This is a genomic window from Euzebyales bacterium (genome assembly GCA_036374135.1).
Taxonomy (GTDB): Bacteria; Actinomycetota; Nitriliruptoria; order Euzebyales; family JAHELV01; genus JAHELV01.
Genome location: DASUUK010000105.1, coordinates 1 through 16,491 on the forward strand (window position 1 = coordinate 1; position 16,491 = coordinate 16,491).

Below are 16,491 nucleotides of genomic sequence, written 5' to 3' on the forward strand. Positions count from 1 at the left end.
CAACGCCGAAGCGAGGTTCCTGGAGCGGCTCGGCCCGCTGCCCGCGGCGGTGCCGGCACTTGCCGCCGCGTGACGGATGTCCCTCCGCGCCCGTGATCGTCGCCCACGCGGCGCGGGACCGCACCGGCGGAGCGCCTGTTCGAGGCACGGTAGGCGTCCGGAGCAGATGGTCACCGAGGTGACGTAGGCGGGAGAACCGCACCCCGTCGCTTGTTGCAGCCACCGACGGGCGGGCGCCGAGCGTTAGGGATGTGACCGAGATGACGGACCGTTACGGCGTCGTCGTGATCCGTGGCGGTTCGACCGGTGAGAACGTGGCGGGAACGGTGGCAGGACACGGGTTGTCGGTCGCGCTGGTCGAGCGTGAGCTCGTGGGCGGCGAGATGGCACAGGCCCGGACCGTCGTCGGCGACCAGTTGCTGGTCGCGACCGGACGCCGCCCGGGCACGAATGACCTCGGCCTCGAGAAGGACCGGCAGACGTGACTCCCCGCCGACGTTCCTCGATCGCCATGCTCGTCGTGTTCGCCGTGCTCGCTGCGGCGTGCACCGGTGCGACGCCGGCCGCCGGGGACAGCGACGGGTCGACGTCCGGCCCCGCCCCGGGCGACGGGGTCAGCTCGGCAGCTTCTCCGCGCACGGATGCAGGACCGCCCGACTGGCCGTGGGACCGCGCCGCCGCCGGTGAGGAGGTCGCGGCGTCGGTGCCACTGTCGGACATGCGCCGCGGCGGCCCGCCGCCCGACGGCATCCCGCCGATCGACAACCCGGTGTTCGAGGACGTCGACGCCGCCGGTGAGTGGTTGTCCGAGCGTGATCCGGTGCTCATGGTCACGTCCGGTGCCGAGACGCGTGCGTACCCGCTGGCGATCATGACGTTCCACGAGATCGTCAACGACGTCGTGGGCGGCGAGCCGCTCGTCGTGACCTACTGCCCGTTGTGCAACTCGGGTCTGGTGTTCGAGCGCACCGTCGATGGTGAGGTGCTCGACTTCGGGACGTCGGGTCGCCTGTACAACTCGAACCTGGTCATGTACGACCGCGCGACCCGCAGCCTGTGGTCGCAGTTCACGGGCGAGGCGATCGTGGGGGAGCGCCTCGGCACGACCCTCGAGCGCGTGCCGATGCAGATCGTGTCGTTCTCGGAGCTCGCGGCCCGGCGCCCGGACGCCGAGGTCCTGTCGCGGGACACCGGCCACCGCCGCCCGTACGGCGACAATCCGTACGTCGGGTACGAGTCCGCGGAGTCACCGTTCCTGTTCGACGGTCCGACCGGCGGACCGCTGCCGCCGATGGCCCGCGTCGTGACGACTGGAGGCGAAGCGGATCCGGTCGCGTTCCCCTGGGAGATCGTCACCGACGAGCGCGTCATCGAGGCGACCGTCGACGACGAACCGGTCGTGGTGCTGTGGGCGCCGGGTACGGCGTCGGCGCTGGACGAGGCCGACATCTCCGAGAGCGCGGACGTTGGGGCGGCCGGGGTGTTCCGTCCGGTCGCCGACGGGCGAAGGATCACGCTCGAGCCTGCAGGCGATCGACGGTTCAGCGACGTCGAGACCGGCAGCACCTGGTCGGTGACCGGACAGGCGATCAGTGGACCGCTCGAGGGCACGATGCTCGCGCGCGTCGCCCACGACGACACGTTCTGGTTCGTGCAGTTCGCGTTCCGACCCGAGACGCGGGTGGCGGCGCGGGGATGAGCGACCTTGGAGCTGGCCGGCGCGGCGGACTACCACGCCGACGCGTCGTCGGCTGCACCATCCCGAGACGCATGTCGTCGTCCGCTCGCGACGACATCGTGCGCTGTCGAAGTCCACATCCACCGGGAGGCGGTGGCACTCCCGGCCGGCGCGTCCGGCGGCCAGCCGTCGCCGCCTGGAGCCGCGCGGCCATCGCCTCGGCCGACCGACATCGGGCGGATCGGCGCGCGTCGTCACGCGGATCGACGACTCCGTAGCCGGCCGCCCGGGACGGCGTCATCACTGGTCGCCGCCGGACCACGTGCGCACGCTGTCCGCCCGGTAGCGTATGGGCACGCGGCAAAGTGGCGAGGTGAGGCGTGGTGGACCAGCAGTCCGTGGGATCCGAGAACGTGGACCGGGCAATCCTGACCGTCGAGGAACAGGCCGCACTCGACGGTGTGCTGACCGCCGACCGGGCCCGCGGCGACAGTGACTCCGACCTGTGGGTGTTCGTGCTCGACGGGCCCCTGCGCGCGCAGGAGGCCCTGCTGGCCGCGATGCGCATGGTGGGCCGGGGGCATCTGAAGCTGGAGGATGCCGCGATCGTCACGAAGGTCCGGGGCCGTGTGCGGATCACCCAGACCAAGGACGTCAACACAGGTCAGGGTGCGATGGCCGGCACGTGGTTGGGCACGCTCGCCGGACTGTTCGTCATGCAGCCGTTGATCGGTGCGGCGATCGGTGCCGCTCTCGGCGGGTTGTTCGCGAAGCTGCATGACATCGGCATCGACGACGACGAGATGCGGGCGATGGGGGACGGCCTCGCCGACGGCGAGGCCGCGCTGTTCCTGCTGGTCGAGGAGTGCCACCAGGTGCGCGCGCTGCACGAGGCGTCACGCTTCCCGGGCCGCCTGCTGGTCACCACCGCCGACGACCGCCTCGCCGACGAGATCCGCGGCCGCCTCGCCACCGACCCCTGGGGCGCCCGCTGACGGCCCGGGCGGCAGGTCCGGCGACGTGACCCGCGCGACAACCGTGGGCCGCCCGACAACCGTGGGCCGCCGTCGCGTGCGATCGTCGAGCGGTGGTCAGCGTGTGACGACGACCCGGCAGGGACCGCCGGAGCCGTCCTCCCACGGAACCGCGCCGACGAACACGGTGCCGTTGCGGACCGGGGCGTTGGAGAGGTTGGCGAGGTTCTCGATGCCATAGCGATCGGTCGCCAGGAACCCGAAGTGGACCGCGAACGTCGTCGAGTTGCCGGGATCCAGGCTCGGCGTGTCGACGCCGATGCCGACCGGGTCACGGTGCGCGACCAGCCACTCGGTGGCGTCGATGGAGAAGCCTGGGAAGTTCAGATCGGGAAAGCCGGAACCGCCCAGGAAGGCATCGGGATCGCCGTACCGGTCCTCCCAACCGGAGTCCATCGCAACCAACGCCCCGTCGGGGATCCGGCCATGACGGCGCTCCCAGGCCACCAGGTCCTCCGGCTCGACCATGGCGTTCGGGTCCTCCTGGGCTTTGCTGCGGATGTCGACGACGACCAGCGGCGCGAGCAGCTCCTCGGCGGTCAGTTCGTCGACCAGCCGCGCGTTCCTGGCAAAGTGGCCCGGAGCGTCCATGTGGGTGCCGATGTGCTCCGGGAAGGTCCACGACTTGGAGTAGAACCCGGTCGTGTCGAAGTCGTCGGTGACGACGTCGGAGATCACCGGCTGGGTCCCGTAGAAGCTTGGGAAGTCCTTCACCAGACGGTAGGTGAGATCGACCACGCGGTCCGGTCGCCCGCGCCCGGCGGGTGGACGCGCAGCAGCGGGGGCTGCCGCACCCATCGACGCCAGCATCGCTCCGGCGGCCGTCGCCATCGCCCCCGACCGCAGGAACCCGCGTCGGTCCATACGTGCCGACGTCGCCCCGTCGGCCGAACCGTTCGGGTCGTGGCGTGAAGGAGCGGGCGACGACGTCGTGTCGCCGATCGTCAGATCAGCACCGTGACCGTGATGGGTCGTGCCAGAAACACACATGAGCCCTCCGTCGGTTGGTCAAGTTCACCATAGTTCCTGGCCCACCATCCACAAAGACGCGCGTGGGTCGGTTGCGGCTCGACGGGGGTGCACGTGCCGCGATGGGCGCCCGTCGTTGACGACTGCGGAGCGACCGTGCAGGGTGGCGGGGGTGGCACCGACGCGGCCGCGGACGCTCGATGCGGGCCGAATGACGCACCGACCGCGGGCGCTGGCGAGAGGGTCGAGGAGCGCTGGCATGGCCGTTGACACATCGAGAGCAGAGCCGTCCGCGCGGCGACCCCTCCGTCAGCCTGACTACCTGTCGGGGTTCGGCAACGAGCACGCGTCGGAGGCTGAGCCGGGGGCGCTGCCGCACGGACAGAACAACCCGCAGCAGCCGCCACTTGGCCTGTACACCGAGCAGTTGTCGGGCACCGCCTTCACGGTCGGCAACGCGCGCAACCGCAGGACGTGGCTGTACAGGATCCGGCCGTCGGTACGTCACGCGTGGCGGTTCACCGAGACCGACAACCACATGATCCGGACGGGTCCCAACCGTGAGGCCGACCCGCCGATCGGACAGCTGCGGTGGGACCCACCGCCGTTCCCGGACCACCCGACGACGTTCCTGACGGGTCTGCACACGGTCGCCACCAACGGCGACACCCACACCCAGGTCGGCATGGCCGCCCACGTGTACATGGCCTCGGAGTCGATGACCGACACCTACGTCTACGACGCCGACGGCGAGCTCCTGGTGGTGCCGCAGGACGGCCGGGTGCGCTTCGTGACCGAGTGCGGCGTGCTCGTCGTCGCGCCCGGCGAGATCGCCGTGATGCCGCGCGGCATGGTGTTCCGCGTCGAACTCGTCGACGACATGGCCCGCGGCTACGTCTGCGAGAACTACGGCACCTACTTCGAACTGCCCGAGCGCGGTCCGATCGGCGCCAACGGACTGGCGAACCCCCGCGACTTCCTGTACCCGACCGCCGCGTACGAGGACACCGACGCGTCCGGGGAGCTGTACGTCAAGTTCGACGGTCGCCTGTTCGTGGTCGAGACCGACCACTCACCGCTGGACGTCGTGGGCTGGCACGGCAACCACCTGCCGTACAAGTACGACCTGGCGACCTTCAACGTGATCGGGTCGATCAGCTTCGACCATCCTGACCCCTCGATCTTCACGGTGCTGACCGCGCCATCGCCCGACCCGGGCATCGCCAACGTCGACTTCGTGGTGTTCACAGACCGGTGGCTGGTGGGGGAGCACACGTTCCGGCCGCCCTACTACCACAAGAACATCATGTCGGAGTTCATGGGCATCGTGCACGGCGTGTACGACGCCAAGGAGGAGGGGTTCTCGCCGGGGGGGATGAGCCTGCACAACATGTACTTTCCGCACGGCCCGGACCACGGTGCCTGGCTGAAGGCGACCTCGGGTGACCAGCAGCCGCAGAAGCTGGCCGACACGCTGTCGTTCATGTTCGAGACGCGTTATCCGTTGATCCCGACCGCCTACGCCGGGTCGATCCCCGCCCTGCAGGACGACTATCCCACGGTGTGGCACCAAATGGAGCGTCACTTCACCGGACCGGATGCGCGAGGGTGAGCCGACCGTGACCACGACAGGACCGAAGCCGTTCGCCTCGTCCGCCGACACCGACGCGACCGACGAGGCGCTGGAGATCCTCGCCGACGGTGTCTACGCACTGACGGCGGGAGGAGACCCGACGGTCGGCGCCATCGAGGGCGCCGACTTCCTCGTGTGCTTCGAGGCGCGCGCCACGCCGCACATGGCCGACAAGTGGCTGCGGCAGCTGCGCGAGCACACCGACAAGCCGGTCCGCTACCTGGTGCTGTCGCACTACCACGCGGTGCGCACCCTGGGCGCGGCCGCCTTCGACGCCGACGCGATCATCGCGCACCGCAACACCCGCGCGCTGATCGCCGAACGGGGCATGCAGGACTGGGAGTCCGAAGCCGGGCGGATGCCCCGGCTGTTCGAGGGAGCGGACACGATCCCGGGGCTGACGTGGCCCGGCCTCGTGTTCTCCGACGAGCTCGTGATCGACCTCGGTGAGGGCAGAGGGGATCTCGAGCTCGCCTACTGCGGGCACGGCCACACCGAGGGCGACATCATCGCGTGGCTGCCCGACCACCGGATCCTGTTCGCCGGCGACCTCGTGGAGTCCAGGGCCGCTCTGTACACCGGTGACGCCTACCACCGCGAGTGGTCGACGGGCACGCTCGAGCGCGTCGCCGGCTACGGCGCGACCACTCTGGTCGGCGGTCGCGGGGAGGTGGCGCACGGCGCCGGCGCCGTCGACGCCGCGATCGATCAGACCCGGCAGTTCCTCGACGTCCTGCAACGTGAGGTCGGCACCGTGCACGCCCGGGGCGGCACGTTGAAGGAGGCGTTCGACGCCGCGCACGCTGCGCTCCACGACGCGTACGGGCACTGGCCCATCTTCGAGCACTGCATGCCCTTCGACGTCGCGCGCCTGTGGGACGAGCTCGATGGCATCGAGCGTCCGCGCATCTGGACGGCTGAGCGCGACCGCGAGGTCTGGACGCAGCTGCAGGGCTGACCGATGACCACGCACCAGCGGGACGGAGCCGACGATCGCGTCGTGATCGCCGGTGCCGGGCCGGTCGGCATGATCGCTGCGCTGCTCCTGGCGCGGTGGGGCGTGCCCAGCGTGCTGCTGGAGGTCAAGCCGTCGCGTGAGGCGATCGGGTCGAAGGCGATCTGCTTCCAACGCGACGTGCTCGACATCCTCGACCGGGTCGGCGTCGCCCGTTCTGCCGTCGACGAGGGCGTCACCTGGTACCACGGGCTCACGTTCTACCGCGACCACCAGTTGTTCGAGATCACGTTCCCACAGGTCGGGCAGAGCGCGTTCCCGCCGTTCATCAACCTCAGCCAGAGCACGCTGGAGGACCTGCTGTTCGCGCAGGTCGACGCGGAGCCGCTGATCGAGGTGCGGTTCGATACCCGGGTCATCGGTTTGTCGCAGGACGACGCCGGCGTGTCGGTCGACGTCGCCCGTGGCGCGGGATCGGCGACGGTCGGCGGGGCATACCTGCTGGGGTGCGACGGCGCCCACAGTGCCGTCCGCAAGCTCCTCGGGCTGCCCTTCGAGGGCCACTCGTTCACCGAGCAGTTCCTGATCGCCGACATCCGCGCCGACCTGCCGTTCCCGACCGAACGGCGCTTCTACTTCGACCCCGAGTGGAACCCTGGCCGACAGGTGCTCGTCCATCCGCAGCCGCACTCGCTGTGGCGCATCGACTGGCAGGTCCCCGCCGACTTCGACCTCGACCACGCTCAGTCATCCGGTGAGCTGGACCGGCGCATCCGTAGGATCGCCGGTGACGCCGACTACGACATCGACTGGGTGTCGGTGTACCGCTTCCACCAACGCATCGTGCCGACCTACCGCGTGGGTCGCGTGCTGCTCGCAGGTGACGCCGCCCACCTGATGTCACCGTTCGGCGCCCGCGGGCTCAACTCCGGCGCCCAGGACGCCGACAACGCGGCATGGAAGCTCGCATTCGCGCTGCGCGGCTGGGCCGGTGACGACCTGCTCGACAGCTACGACGTCGAACGCCACGCGGCCGGTGTCGAGAACATCCGCGTGACGGGTGAGACGATGCGCTTCCTGGCACCGCAGGACGAGCGGCAGTGGGCCCGTCGCCGCGCGCTGCTGGAGCAGGCGATCGACGACCCCGACGTGCGTGCGCAGGTGAACTCGGGCAGGCTGGCCGAGCCGTTCTGGTACCTCGACTCGCCGCTGACGACCCCCGCGGGGCCAACCGACGACTTTCCGCGCGAGGCGGCCGTCGCGCGCCCGGTCGTGCCGGGTGTGCTGTGCCCGGACGCCCCCTGCCGTCCGGCGGCGCAGCCCGGCGTGACCAGACTGCGGGAGCTGTTCGGCGACGCCTTCGTGCTGCTGCTCAACGCTGACGATGCGCGGCCCGACGTGTCCGGTGTCGCATGCCCGGTGACCAGCCATCGGCTGGGCGACCTGGCCGGCGACCACGGCAAGGTGCTCGCCGACGTGCTCGACCTCGCAGCGGGCGAGGCGTTGGTCGTGCGCCCCGACGGTCACATCGCCGCGGTCGTCGAGGCATGCGACGGGGCCGCGATCGTCGCGGCCGTCGAGCGTGCGTGCGGGCACCGGGTGGCGGCCTCGTGATGTCGTCAGTACCCGCCCTGTATGCCAGTTTGGTGGACGACGCGGGGCTGTTCCCGCCGTCGCGGCTGCCGATGCCCGCCGCGCTGGACCGCCACCGCGATGACGTGGCAGCGGCGCATCCGGTGCTGACGCACCGGTTCCTGTGTCCCGCGTCGCAGCTCGACGTACTGCGGGCCCACCTCGCGAAGGACGAGGAGATCCGCGTCGGCATCATCGGCGACACCGGCATCGACGGGCTGCGACCAGCCCTCGACGAGGTGGCGTTCGACGACCGCGTGCGCGTGGAGACCGTCGAGGCCGCGCTGCCGCCCGGCGCCGGTCCGGCCGAGGTGCAGGCGGCGGTCGCCCGACTCGCCGCCGTGGACGCGCAGGTGTTCGTCGAGCTGCCCCGCGCCCCGGGATGGCGCGACGCACTGCAGACCGTTGCGACGGCCGGGCTCGGGGCCAAGGTGCGGTGCGGAGGGGTGCGCGCCGACCTGTTCCCCACGCAGGAGGAGTTGGCGGCGTTCGTCGTCGCGGCCGTCGACGCCGGTCTGGCCTGCAAGGCGACCGCCGGCCTGCACCACGCCGTGCGCCATCGTGACCCGCTGACCGGCTTCGACCACCACGGGTTCCTCAACCTGTTGCTGGCGGTCAGCCGTGCCGTGCAGGGGGCGCCGGACGCCGACGTCGTCCGCGTGCTCGCGATCGACGACGCCGGCTCGCTGGTCGGTGCAGCGCGCGCCGTCACCGAACCCGTCGCGCGGGCCACGCGCGACGTCCTGGTCGCGTACGGCTCGTGCAGCACCGCCGACCCGGTCGCCGACCTCACCGCACTCGATCTGATCTGAAGGGACCGTCATGGCGACGTGGGTGCCGCTGCCCGACGACTCCGGGTTCGGCGTCGACAACCTGCCGTACGGCGTCTTCGCCCCGACGGACGGACCGGCCCGCGCGGGCGTGCGCATCGGTGACCACGTGCTCGACCTCGCCGCTGTGCTCGACGACCCGACGTTCGCCGCTGCGACCCTCAACCCGTTCATGGCGCAGGGACCGCGACGCTGGGGCGAGGTGCGGGGACGTGTCACCGATCTGCTGACCGACGAGCGCCACCGGCGACGGGTCGAGCCACTGCTGACGCCCATCCACGACGTGGCCATGCTGCTGCCGTTCACGGTCGCCGACTACGTCGATTACTACTCCTCGCTGCACCACGCGAGCAACGTCGGGCGCATGTTCCGACCCGACGATGAGCCCCTCAAGCCGAACTGGCGTCACCTGCCGGTCGCGTACCACGGACGGTCGGGCACGGTGGTCGCGTCCGGCACGCCGATCGTGCGGCCATGCGGCCAGTCACGGCCGCCGAGCGCTGACCGGCCGTCGTTCGGGCCCAGTACGCGGCTCGACATCGAGGCCGAGGTCGGCTTCGTCGTTGGTGCGCCCAGCCGACTGGGGACCCGCGTCGGCGTCGACGCATTCGCCGAGCACGTGTTCGGCGTGGTCCTGGTCAACGACTGGAGCGCGCGGGACATCCAGGCGTGGGAGTACGTGCCGCTGGGTCCGTACCTGGGCAAGTCGTTCGCCACCAGCGTGTCGCGGTGGGTCGTGCCGCTGGCGGCGCTCGACGCCGCACGCGTCCGGCCCCCGTCGCAGGATCCGCCCGTGCTGGACTACCTGTGTGGCGCCGAGGACCGGGGTCTCGATCTGACGCTGGAGGTCCGGCTGAACGGCGACGTGGTGTCACGACCGCCGTTCGCGCAGATGTACTGGACGCCGGCACAGCAACTGGCGCACATGACCGTCAACGGTGCCAGCCTGAGGACGGGCGACCTGTACGCATCCGGCACCGTGTCCGGGCCAGAGCGCGATCAGCGCGGCTCGCTGCTCGAGCTCACGTGGAACGGCACCGAGCCCCTGACGCTCGCTGACGGCTCCACGCGCACCTTCCTCGAGGACGGCGACACCGTCGCGATCAGCGCCACCGCGCCCGGTTCCGGCGGCGGACGGATCGACCTGGCCGCTGTGACCGGCACGATCGCGCCGGCCGCCTGACCGCCCCCGGGCGGCATGTTCGCTGCCCGTCGCGGGACCTGTCGATGTGAGGGTGATCGGACCCGGGTGCAGTATCTTCGGTCACACCGGCACGCTCCGTGTCAACGCGCCGCGCGTGGAGCACAACGCCCGGTTTCTGCGGGCCTTCGCCTGTGCGCTCGCCCGTACTCGTGCTCTGGGGTGACCAGGACCCGTTGATCGAGCGGTCGACGATCGATCCCGGTCGCTACCAGCCGCCGCGGTGGACGACGTCGTCGAACGGCCTGCGATCGGGCTGCTCGACGGGGCGCAACGGGCGGCCGGCCGGGTATCCGAACGCGATCAGCCACGCAAGCTGCCGATCGTCGGGGAGTCCCAGCAGGCGGTGTGCGAGCGCCTGGTCGTGGACGGCAGCGTGGCCGCTGCCGATGCCCAGGTCGGCGGCGGCCAGCATCATCGACATCGTGGCCTGCCCGAGGTCGTACGCGACTGACCAGTCACCCGAGGCGTCCGTGACCAGCCCCACGGTCGCGGCCGAGTCCGCAACGTGTCCGGCGCCCCTCCACACCTCCGCGAGCTGCCGGAGCTGGTCGCGGTCCGTACACACCACGAAGTCCCAGCGCTGCCGATTACGGGACGACGGCGCCCGCCGTCCCGCCTCGAGCACCCGGTCGAGGTCGGCGGCGCGGATCGGCCGATGGTCGTACGCGCGGACGTTGCGCCGTGCGCGGATCGCATCCCACGTCTCCATGTGCCGAGTCTTCCCCACCGGCGTGAGGAACACCCGATGACCGTGGTCCAAGGATGACGAATCCGCGGTCATCGGTTGCCGCACGACCACGGTGGCGATGACGCGTTGCATCAGCGAGTCGTGGTTCACGACTGGCTCCAGGTCGACGCCCTGGCTGTTGCCGCAGGTTCAGGAAGGGATGCAGACCCCAGATCGTGTAGCCGCCCCGTCGTTCGGCCTCACGCGCGGCGGGCGCGCCACCTTGACCCTGGTCGATCAACCACTCCCCGTCGGGGCGCCCGACCGCGTTCCACAGCGTGCCGGTGATGTACAGGGTCTCGCCCGAGGTGTTGACCACGAACGGTGCCTCGTGCTCGGCGATGAGCTCGCACGCCTCCACCGGATCAGGGGCGTCGCGGACCCCTGCAGGGCGGCATCCGTCACCACGTGGACCCGTCACTCGCGCCGCAGGTCGAGCTCAGCCCGGCGCGCGCTCGCAGAGCCGCATACGGCCCATGGTGCGCATGGTCCCGCTCCGTAGGGAGCCGACCGGGGTCGTGGGCATGGTCGTTCGTCCCTGTGGTCCGCCAACTCGTTGGTCAGGATGAGGAGGTCGAGTTCAGCGACCGGGAGTATCAAGTATGAGAGCGCTCGTCTACCACGGACCTGGCAGCAAGGCCTGGGAGGAGGTCCCCGACCCACAGATCACCCAGGCCACCGACGCAGTCGTGCAGGTCGACACGACGACCATCTGCGGCACCGACCTGCACATCCTCAAGGGCGACGTGCCGGCGGTCACGGACGGCCGCGTCCTCGGCCATGAGGGCGTGGGCACCGTGACCGACGTCGGGTCGGCGGTCAACAGCCTGGCCGTCGGTGACCGGGTGATCATCTCGTGCATCAATGCGTGCGGGTCGTGCGCCTACTGCCAGCAGCGGCTGCCCTCCCACTGCCTCGCCGACGAGGGCACGTCCGGGATCGGGTGGATCCTCGGGCACCTGATCGACGGCACGCAGGCCGAGTACGTGCGGGTGCCCTTCGCCGACACGTCGCTGTACAAGCTGCCCGACGGCGTGGGCGACGAGGCCGCGCTGATGCTGTCGGACATCCTGCCCACGGGTTTCGAGATCGGTGTCCGCAACGGTGGGGTGAAGCCGGGTGACGTCGTCGCGGTGGTCGGCGCAGGACCGGTGGGTCTTGCGGCGATCATGACCGTCGGGTTGTACGGCGCGTCGCGCGTGGTCGCCATTGACCTGGACGCCAACCGACGCGAGGTCGCCGAGGCGTTCGGTGCCACCGACAGCGTTGACAGCGGGGGCGATGGATGGCGGGACGCAGTGATGGCGATGACCGACGGGCTGGGCGTGGACGTGGCGATCGAGGCGGTCGGCGTGCCGGCCACCTTCGAGATGTGCACGCAGCTCATCCGTCCCGGTGGCGCGGTCGCCAACGTCGGTGTGCACGGCGCACCAGCAGAGTTGGCGCTGCAGGACCTGTGGATCAAGGACGTGTCGATCACGACAGGGCTGGTCAGCGCCACGACGACCGCGATGCTGCTCAAGCTGGTCGCGCAGGGCAAGCTGCACCCCGAGCAGTTCGTCACGCACCGCTTCCAACTGGGCGAGATCATCGACGCCTACGACACGTTCGGCCGCGCCGCCGAGACGAAGGCGTTGAAGGTCGCACTCGCGCGCTGACGGCTGCCGCCGTCCGCGATGCACCGGATCCAATCAGCCGGATCCGGTGCATCGCCCGTGCCGTCGTACCGCTGTCGTACTTGTCGTCGTAGGCCCGCAGCACGGCGGGGGTCAGGTGCGACGGATCCGGACGACGGCGTCGGTGCCGGCGTGGGGGCGGTCGGCGTCGTCCGTGGTCTCGCGGGGGATGATGGCTGCGCGCTCGACCTGCCAGTGCGTAGTGTCAACGTCGAGGTCGGCGAGGACCTCGTCGGGGGTCGGGAACCGGGTGGCAGGTCCGCGATGCGCGTGCGCGGGCGGTGTACCGACGTGTCCGACGATCAGTAGGACACCGCCGGGTGCGACGGCGGCCGCCGCCGTCCCCAGGATACTGCTGCGCGGCAGGTCGACGGGTGAGTGCAGGTAGTGGATCGACACGAGGTCGAACGCCCCGGTCGGCTGCCAGTCCGCGAGGTCGCGGTGGAGCCAGGTGATGCGTTCGGCGACGTCGGCCCTGACGGCCCGGTCGCGCGCGCGGTCGAGGACGGCACGCGAGATGTCGACCGCGGTGACCCTCCAGCCGCGCTGTGCGAGCCAGATGGCATCTCCGCCCTCCCCGCAGCCGAGGTCGAGCGCGGTGCCGGGCGCCACGTCGGCCATCTCGTGGACCAGCGTTGCGTTCGCTCCGCCCGACCAGTGCGGGTGCGGCTGGGCGTGGAACCTGTCCCAGTAGCTGTCCGCGGTGTCACCGTCGACGACGGCGTGGCGCGCCTGCAGGCGGTGCCCGTCCAGCGCCCGGTCGGTGTCCTCGGCAACCAGGTCGGCGTTGATTCCGGCGGCGGCCCTCACGCCGGCGGCAGCCGAGCCGATCAGCGTGGCACGGGGGTCGGCGACGTTGCCGGCAACCCACACGCCACGAACGTCCGTCGCGCCCGTGTCGTCCGCCGCCACGAACGTCCCGATGACATGGTCAGCGATCTGCATGTCGGCGGTCGGCAGTCCCAACTCCACGAGCAGGTCCGCGCGGGCGGCGAACGTCGGTGCGACGGCGAGCACGTCGCATGCGACCGTCGGTCCGTCGTCCAGCCGCACGCCGGTCAGCCGGTCGTCGTGCACCTCGAGCTCGGCGACGTGGCCGTCGACGATGCGCACGCCGCGCGCGTTCAGCCGCTCGCGCTCGGCATCGTCGGGCCTCGGCGCGGTGTGGGTGAACAGCACCACATCGACGCTCAGCTGACGCCACAACAAGGCGGATGCGTCCGCCGACGGCGTTGTGGCCAGGACGCCGATCGTCTGGTCGCGGACCTCCCAGCCGTGGCAGTAGGGGCACGACAGCACGTCGCGACCCCACCGATCTGCCAGACCGCGGACCGGGGGCAGATCATCGACCAGACCCGTCGCGACCAGCAGCCGGCGCGCCGACACCAGTGACCCGTCGTCGAGCGTCAAACGGAACCGGTCCCCGCCGGGCCGTGCCGCGGACGTCACGGCGCCGATCACGATCCGACCGCCGAATCGGCGGACCTCGTCGCGGCCGATCGCCAGCAGCTGCGACGGGTCGGCGCCGTCGCGTGTCAGGAAGTTGTGCAGGTGGGTGGCTGTCGCGTTGCGCGGCTGCTCGGCGTCGATCACCAGCACGCTGCGTCGGGATCGCGCGAGGGTCACGGCGCCGCTCAGTCCGGCCGTGCCGCCTCCGATGACCGCCACGTCGACGGTGCACATCTCGTCGCAGACCGCTTCGGTCGCAGGCACGTCGGTCATGGTTCGATCACCTCCTCGGCAACTCTGCGCGCTGACGGTCGGCGGTGCAACTATGCTTGCCAGAATGGCAATTTCGTGAGGCCTGGTTCCACGAGACACGCGGTGGACCGGCGCCGCCGGACGAGAAACGTCATGGAGCCTGGTTCGACGAGCACGCGGTGGGCTTCGCCCGAAGGAGACTGGTTGGATGGACGACGACGTCACAACGACGCTGCGGACCATCGGACCCCGACTGCGCTCATTGCGTCAACAGCAGGACCGCACGCTCGAACAGGTCGCCGAGGCGACCGGCATCTCGGTCAGCACGCTGTCGCGCCTGGAGTCGGGACAGCGCCGGCCGCTGCTCGAGCACCTCCTGCCGCTCGCGCGCACGTACCGGGTGCCGCTCGATGAGCTCGTGGACACGCCGACCGCGCCTGACCCGCGGGTCCGGACGCGGCCGCTGACCCGTCACGGCCGGACGTTCTACCCACTGACACGCAGCCACGGCACGCCGCAGGCATACAAGATCGTCATCCCGGCGCCGAGCGCGGACCGCGCTGCCGCCGCGCCGGAGCTGCAGGTCCATACCGGCTATGAGTGGCTGTACGTGCTGTCGGGCCGGCTGCGCCTGCAACTCGGCGAGCATGATCTGCTGCTCGACGCCGGCGAGGCCGCCGAGTTCGACACCCGAGTGCCGCACGCGTTGAGCAGCGCAGGACCCGGGCCGGTCGAGCTGCTCACGCTGTTCGGTCCGGACGGGGAGCGCATGCACGTCCGTGCCCGCCCATCGGGCAGATGACGACCGTGTCGTGAGGTAACGTGCCGCGATGACCACCACTCGCGTCACCCGCGTGATCCGCGCCCCTCGGGTTGACGTCTACCGTGCACTGATCGACGGTGAGGCCGTCGAGCGGTGGATGGTGCCCGAGGGGATGGCCAGTCACGTGCACGCGTTCGATGCACGTCGGGGCGGCGCGTTCCGCATCTCGCTGACGTATGACGCCCCGATCGGCACCGGAAAGACCAGCGAGCGGACCGACTCCTATCACGGCACGTTCGTCGAGTTGGTGCCCGGTCGCAAGGTCGTGCAACGCATCGAGTTCGAATCCGACGACCCCGCGATGCAGGGCCCGATGACCGTGACCTACCTGCTGGCGGATGTGGACGGCGACACCGAGATCGTCGGTGTCCACGAGGACCTGCCTCCGGGCATCTCGCCGGCCGACAACGAGCTCGGGTGGACCATGTCACTGGGCAAGCTGGCGCGACTCGTGGAGGGACACGTCGACACCTCGCCACCGGACGATCAGCGATGACCGTCGGCGTCCTCACCCTCGCGACGGTCCTCGCGGGGCTGCTCGCCGGCAACGAACTCAGCACGCTGACGGTGTCGCACCCCGCCCTCGATCGGCTGCCGCTGCCGACCCAGATCGCTGCGGAACGGGTGCTCACCCGTCGGCTCGGCAGGATCATGCCATTCGTCATGACGACGACGATCGCGGTCACCGTCGTCGCCGCCGTGCTGCTGATCGGTGAACCCGGGTTCGGCGCGGCGGTGCTCGCCGCCGTCGCGCTCATCGCCATGCTGGCGACCACGCTGATCGGCAACGTCCCGCGCAACCGTCGGACCGAGCAGTTCCCCCACGACGGCACGCTGGAGGAGTGGCGGGCGATCCGCCGACCGTGGCACCGGCTGCACACGGCCCGCGTCGCCCTGGACATCTTCGCGTTCGTCGCGCTCGTTCTCGCCGTGCTCGTGAGGTGATCCCCGCGCCCGGTCGGCGCATACTGCGTGCATGGACGCATTGCTGTCGCGCATGAGCGCGTTGTGGGCCCGCTTGGAGGCCGGACCGTTGGGTGTGCCGATCGAGCGGATGCGCCGTCGATGGCACCGTGGCACCGGCAGGGTCGAGGAGGGGTGGCGGCAGGGCACGGCTCCCGCCCGGCCGGCCGTCGACAAGGCTTCGGCAGCGGCCCACAAGGCGGCTGAGGCGGCGCGCCCCGGCACCCCTCCCATCCTGTACCGCGACCGCATGATCACGCTGGACCAGCACGGCGTCGTTGTCAGCGGCTACTACCTGCCGTTCGGTCGGCACCGCATCCCCTACGACCGCATCCGCGAGGTGCGCGAGCATCCGCTGACCCGTGGACGGCAGTTCCGTCTGCACGGGTTCGCCTGGCCGCGCTACTGGTACCACCGCGACGCCCGCCGTGGTGAGCGCGCCGTGGGCCTCGAGCTGCGCACCGACACGCTGCTGTGGCCGGTGCTGACACCGAAGGACGTGGACGCCGTCAAGGAGATCATCACCGAGCGCGTCAACGGGCGCCCGTGAACGTCGTCGATCAGCGCACGACGGTGCATCTCGACGGTCGTCCCTGATCGCGCCCTTTGCGGCGCGGTCGTCACCTTCTTGTCAACTCCCGCCAGCGTTGATTGAATGCTCCGGTC

At 70.6% G+C, this 16,491-nt stretch carries 16 protein-coding genes; 13 read left to right on the forward strand and 3 right to left on the reverse strand.

The annotated features are described in order from the left end of the window. The first annotated feature begins 260 nt into the window (after window positions 1–260). The 3 genes from VFZ70_17015 to VFZ70_17025 all read left to right on the forward strand — a co-directional run bounded on the left by VFZ70_17015 (window position 261) and on the right by VFZ70_17025 (window position 2,673). Window positions 261–485, forward strand: a complete 225-nt coding sequence (locus VFZ70_17015; protein ID HEX6257513.1) for a hypothetical protein — start codon at window positions 261–263, stop codon at window positions 483–485. Then, on the forward strand, window positions 482–1,699 hold the full coding sequence (locus VFZ70_17020) for a DUF3179 domain-containing protein (GenBank protein HEX6257514.1): 1,218 nt from the start codon (window positions 482–484) through the stop codon (window positions 1,697–1,699). The genes VFZ70_17015 and VFZ70_17020 overlap by 4 nt, the downstream gene beginning before the upstream one ends. A gap of 362 nt (window positions 1,700–2,061) precedes the next feature. Next, window positions 2,062–2,673 (forward strand): DUF1269 domain-containing protein, encoded by a 612-nt coding sequence (locus VFZ70_17025; protein ID HEX6257515.1) that lies wholly within the window; start codon window positions 2,062–2,064, stop codon window positions 2,671–2,673. A gap of 96 nt (window positions 2,674–2,769) precedes the next feature. Here VFZ70_17025 and VFZ70_17030 read toward each other — a convergent pair whose 3' ends face one another. After that, complete coding sequence (locus VFZ70_17030; GenBank protein ID HEX6257516.1) at window positions 2,770–3,576, reverse strand: cyclase family protein; 807 nt, start codon at window positions 3,574–3,576, stop codon at window positions 2,770–2,772. A gap of 364 nt (window positions 3,577–3,940) precedes the next feature. Here VFZ70_17030 and hmgA point away from each other — a divergent pair, with 364 nt between their 5' ends. From hmgA to fahA, 5 genes are read left to right on the forward strand one after another with little or no spacing between them, the layout of a single operon-like run. Further along, window positions 3,941–5,293 (forward strand): homogentisate 1,2-dioxygenase, encoded by a 1,353-nt coding sequence (hmgA, locus tag VFZ70_17035; protein HEX6257517.1) that lies wholly within the window; start codon window positions 3,941–3,943, stop codon window positions 5,291–5,293. A gap of 7 nt (window positions 5,294–5,300) precedes the next feature. Further along, window positions 5,301–6,272, forward strand: coding sequence for an MBL fold metallo-hydrolase (locus VFZ70_17040; GenBank protein HEX6257518.1), 972 nt, complete (start codon window positions 5,301–5,303; stop codon window positions 6,270–6,272). A 3-nt stretch (window positions 6,273–6,275) separates the two neighbouring features. Next, entirely contained in the window at window positions 6,276–7,883 is a 1,608-nt protein-coding gene (locus VFZ70_17045; protein ID HEX6257519.1) for an FAD-dependent monooxygenase, read from the forward strand. Then, the gene (locus VFZ70_17050) at window positions 7,883–8,713 is read left to right on the forward strand and encodes a hypothetical protein (protein HEX6257520.1); all 831 of its coding nucleotides are present in this window, start codon (window positions 7,883–7,885) and stop codon (window positions 8,711–8,713) included. Before VFZ70_17045 ends, VFZ70_17050 begins: the two co-directional genes overlap by 1 nt. 10 nt (window positions 8,714–8,723) lie before the next feature. Then, complete coding sequence (gene fahA, locus VFZ70_17055; protein ID HEX6257521.1) at window positions 8,724–9,914, forward strand: fumarylacetoacetase; 1,191 nt, start codon at window positions 8,724–8,726, stop codon at window positions 9,912–9,914. Between the two features lie 226 nt (window positions 9,915–10,140). Here the strand turns inward: fahA and VFZ70_17060 are convergent, their stop codons facing one another. Continuing rightward, window positions 10,141–10,644: a nitroreductase family protein gene (locus VFZ70_17060; GenBank protein ID HEX6257522.1), complete on the reverse strand. Its 504-nt coding sequence runs from the start codon at window positions 10,642–10,644 to the stop codon at window positions 10,141–10,143. A gap of 620 nt (window positions 10,645–11,264) precedes the next feature. Here VFZ70_17060 and VFZ70_17065 point away from each other — a divergent pair. Beyond that, on the forward strand, window positions 11,265–12,320 hold the full coding sequence (locus tag VFZ70_17065) for a zinc-dependent alcohol dehydrogenase family protein (protein HEX6257523.1): 1,056 nt from the start codon (window positions 11,265–11,267) through the stop codon (window positions 12,318–12,320). Window positions 12,321–12,431: 111 nt separating this feature from the next. Here the strand turns inward: VFZ70_17065 and VFZ70_17070 are convergent, their stop codons facing one another. Then, complete coding sequence (locus VFZ70_17070; protein HEX6257524.1) at window positions 12,432–14,060, reverse strand: FAD-dependent oxidoreductase; 1,629 nt, start codon at window positions 14,058–14,060, stop codon at window positions 12,432–12,434. A 187-nt stretch (window positions 14,061–14,247) separates the two neighbouring features. On the opposite strand from VFZ70_17070, the gene VFZ70_17075 reads away from it, so the two are divergent. From VFZ70_17075 to VFZ70_17090, 4 genes are read left to right on the forward strand one after another with little or no spacing between them, the layout of a single operon-like run. Then, the gene (locus tag VFZ70_17075; GenBank protein HEX6257525.1) at window positions 14,248–14,841 is read left to right on the forward strand and encodes an XRE family transcriptional regulator; all 594 of its coding nucleotides are present in this window, start codon (window positions 14,248–14,250) and stop codon (window positions 14,839–14,841) included. A 28-nt stretch (window positions 14,842–14,869) separates the two neighbouring features. Further along, window positions 14,870–15,358 carry an SRPBCC family protein gene (locus VFZ70_17080; GenBank protein HEX6257526.1) on the forward strand — a complete coding sequence of 163 codons (489 nt, stop codon included), beginning with the start codon at window positions 14,870–14,872 and terminating at the stop codon, window positions 15,356–15,358. After that, window positions 15,355–15,807: a DUF1772 domain-containing protein gene (locus VFZ70_17085; protein ID HEX6257527.1), complete on the forward strand. Its 453-nt coding sequence runs from the start codon at window positions 15,355–15,357 to the stop codon at window positions 15,805–15,807. The genes VFZ70_17080 and VFZ70_17085 overlap by 4 nt, the downstream gene beginning before the upstream one ends. A 31-nt stretch (window positions 15,808–15,838) precedes the next feature. Then, complete coding sequence (locus VFZ70_17090; protein ID HEX6257528.1) at window positions 15,839–16,375, forward strand: hypothetical protein; 537 nt, start codon at window positions 15,839–15,841, stop codon at window positions 16,373–16,375. The last annotated feature ends 116 nt before the right edge of the window (window positions 16,376–16,491 follow it).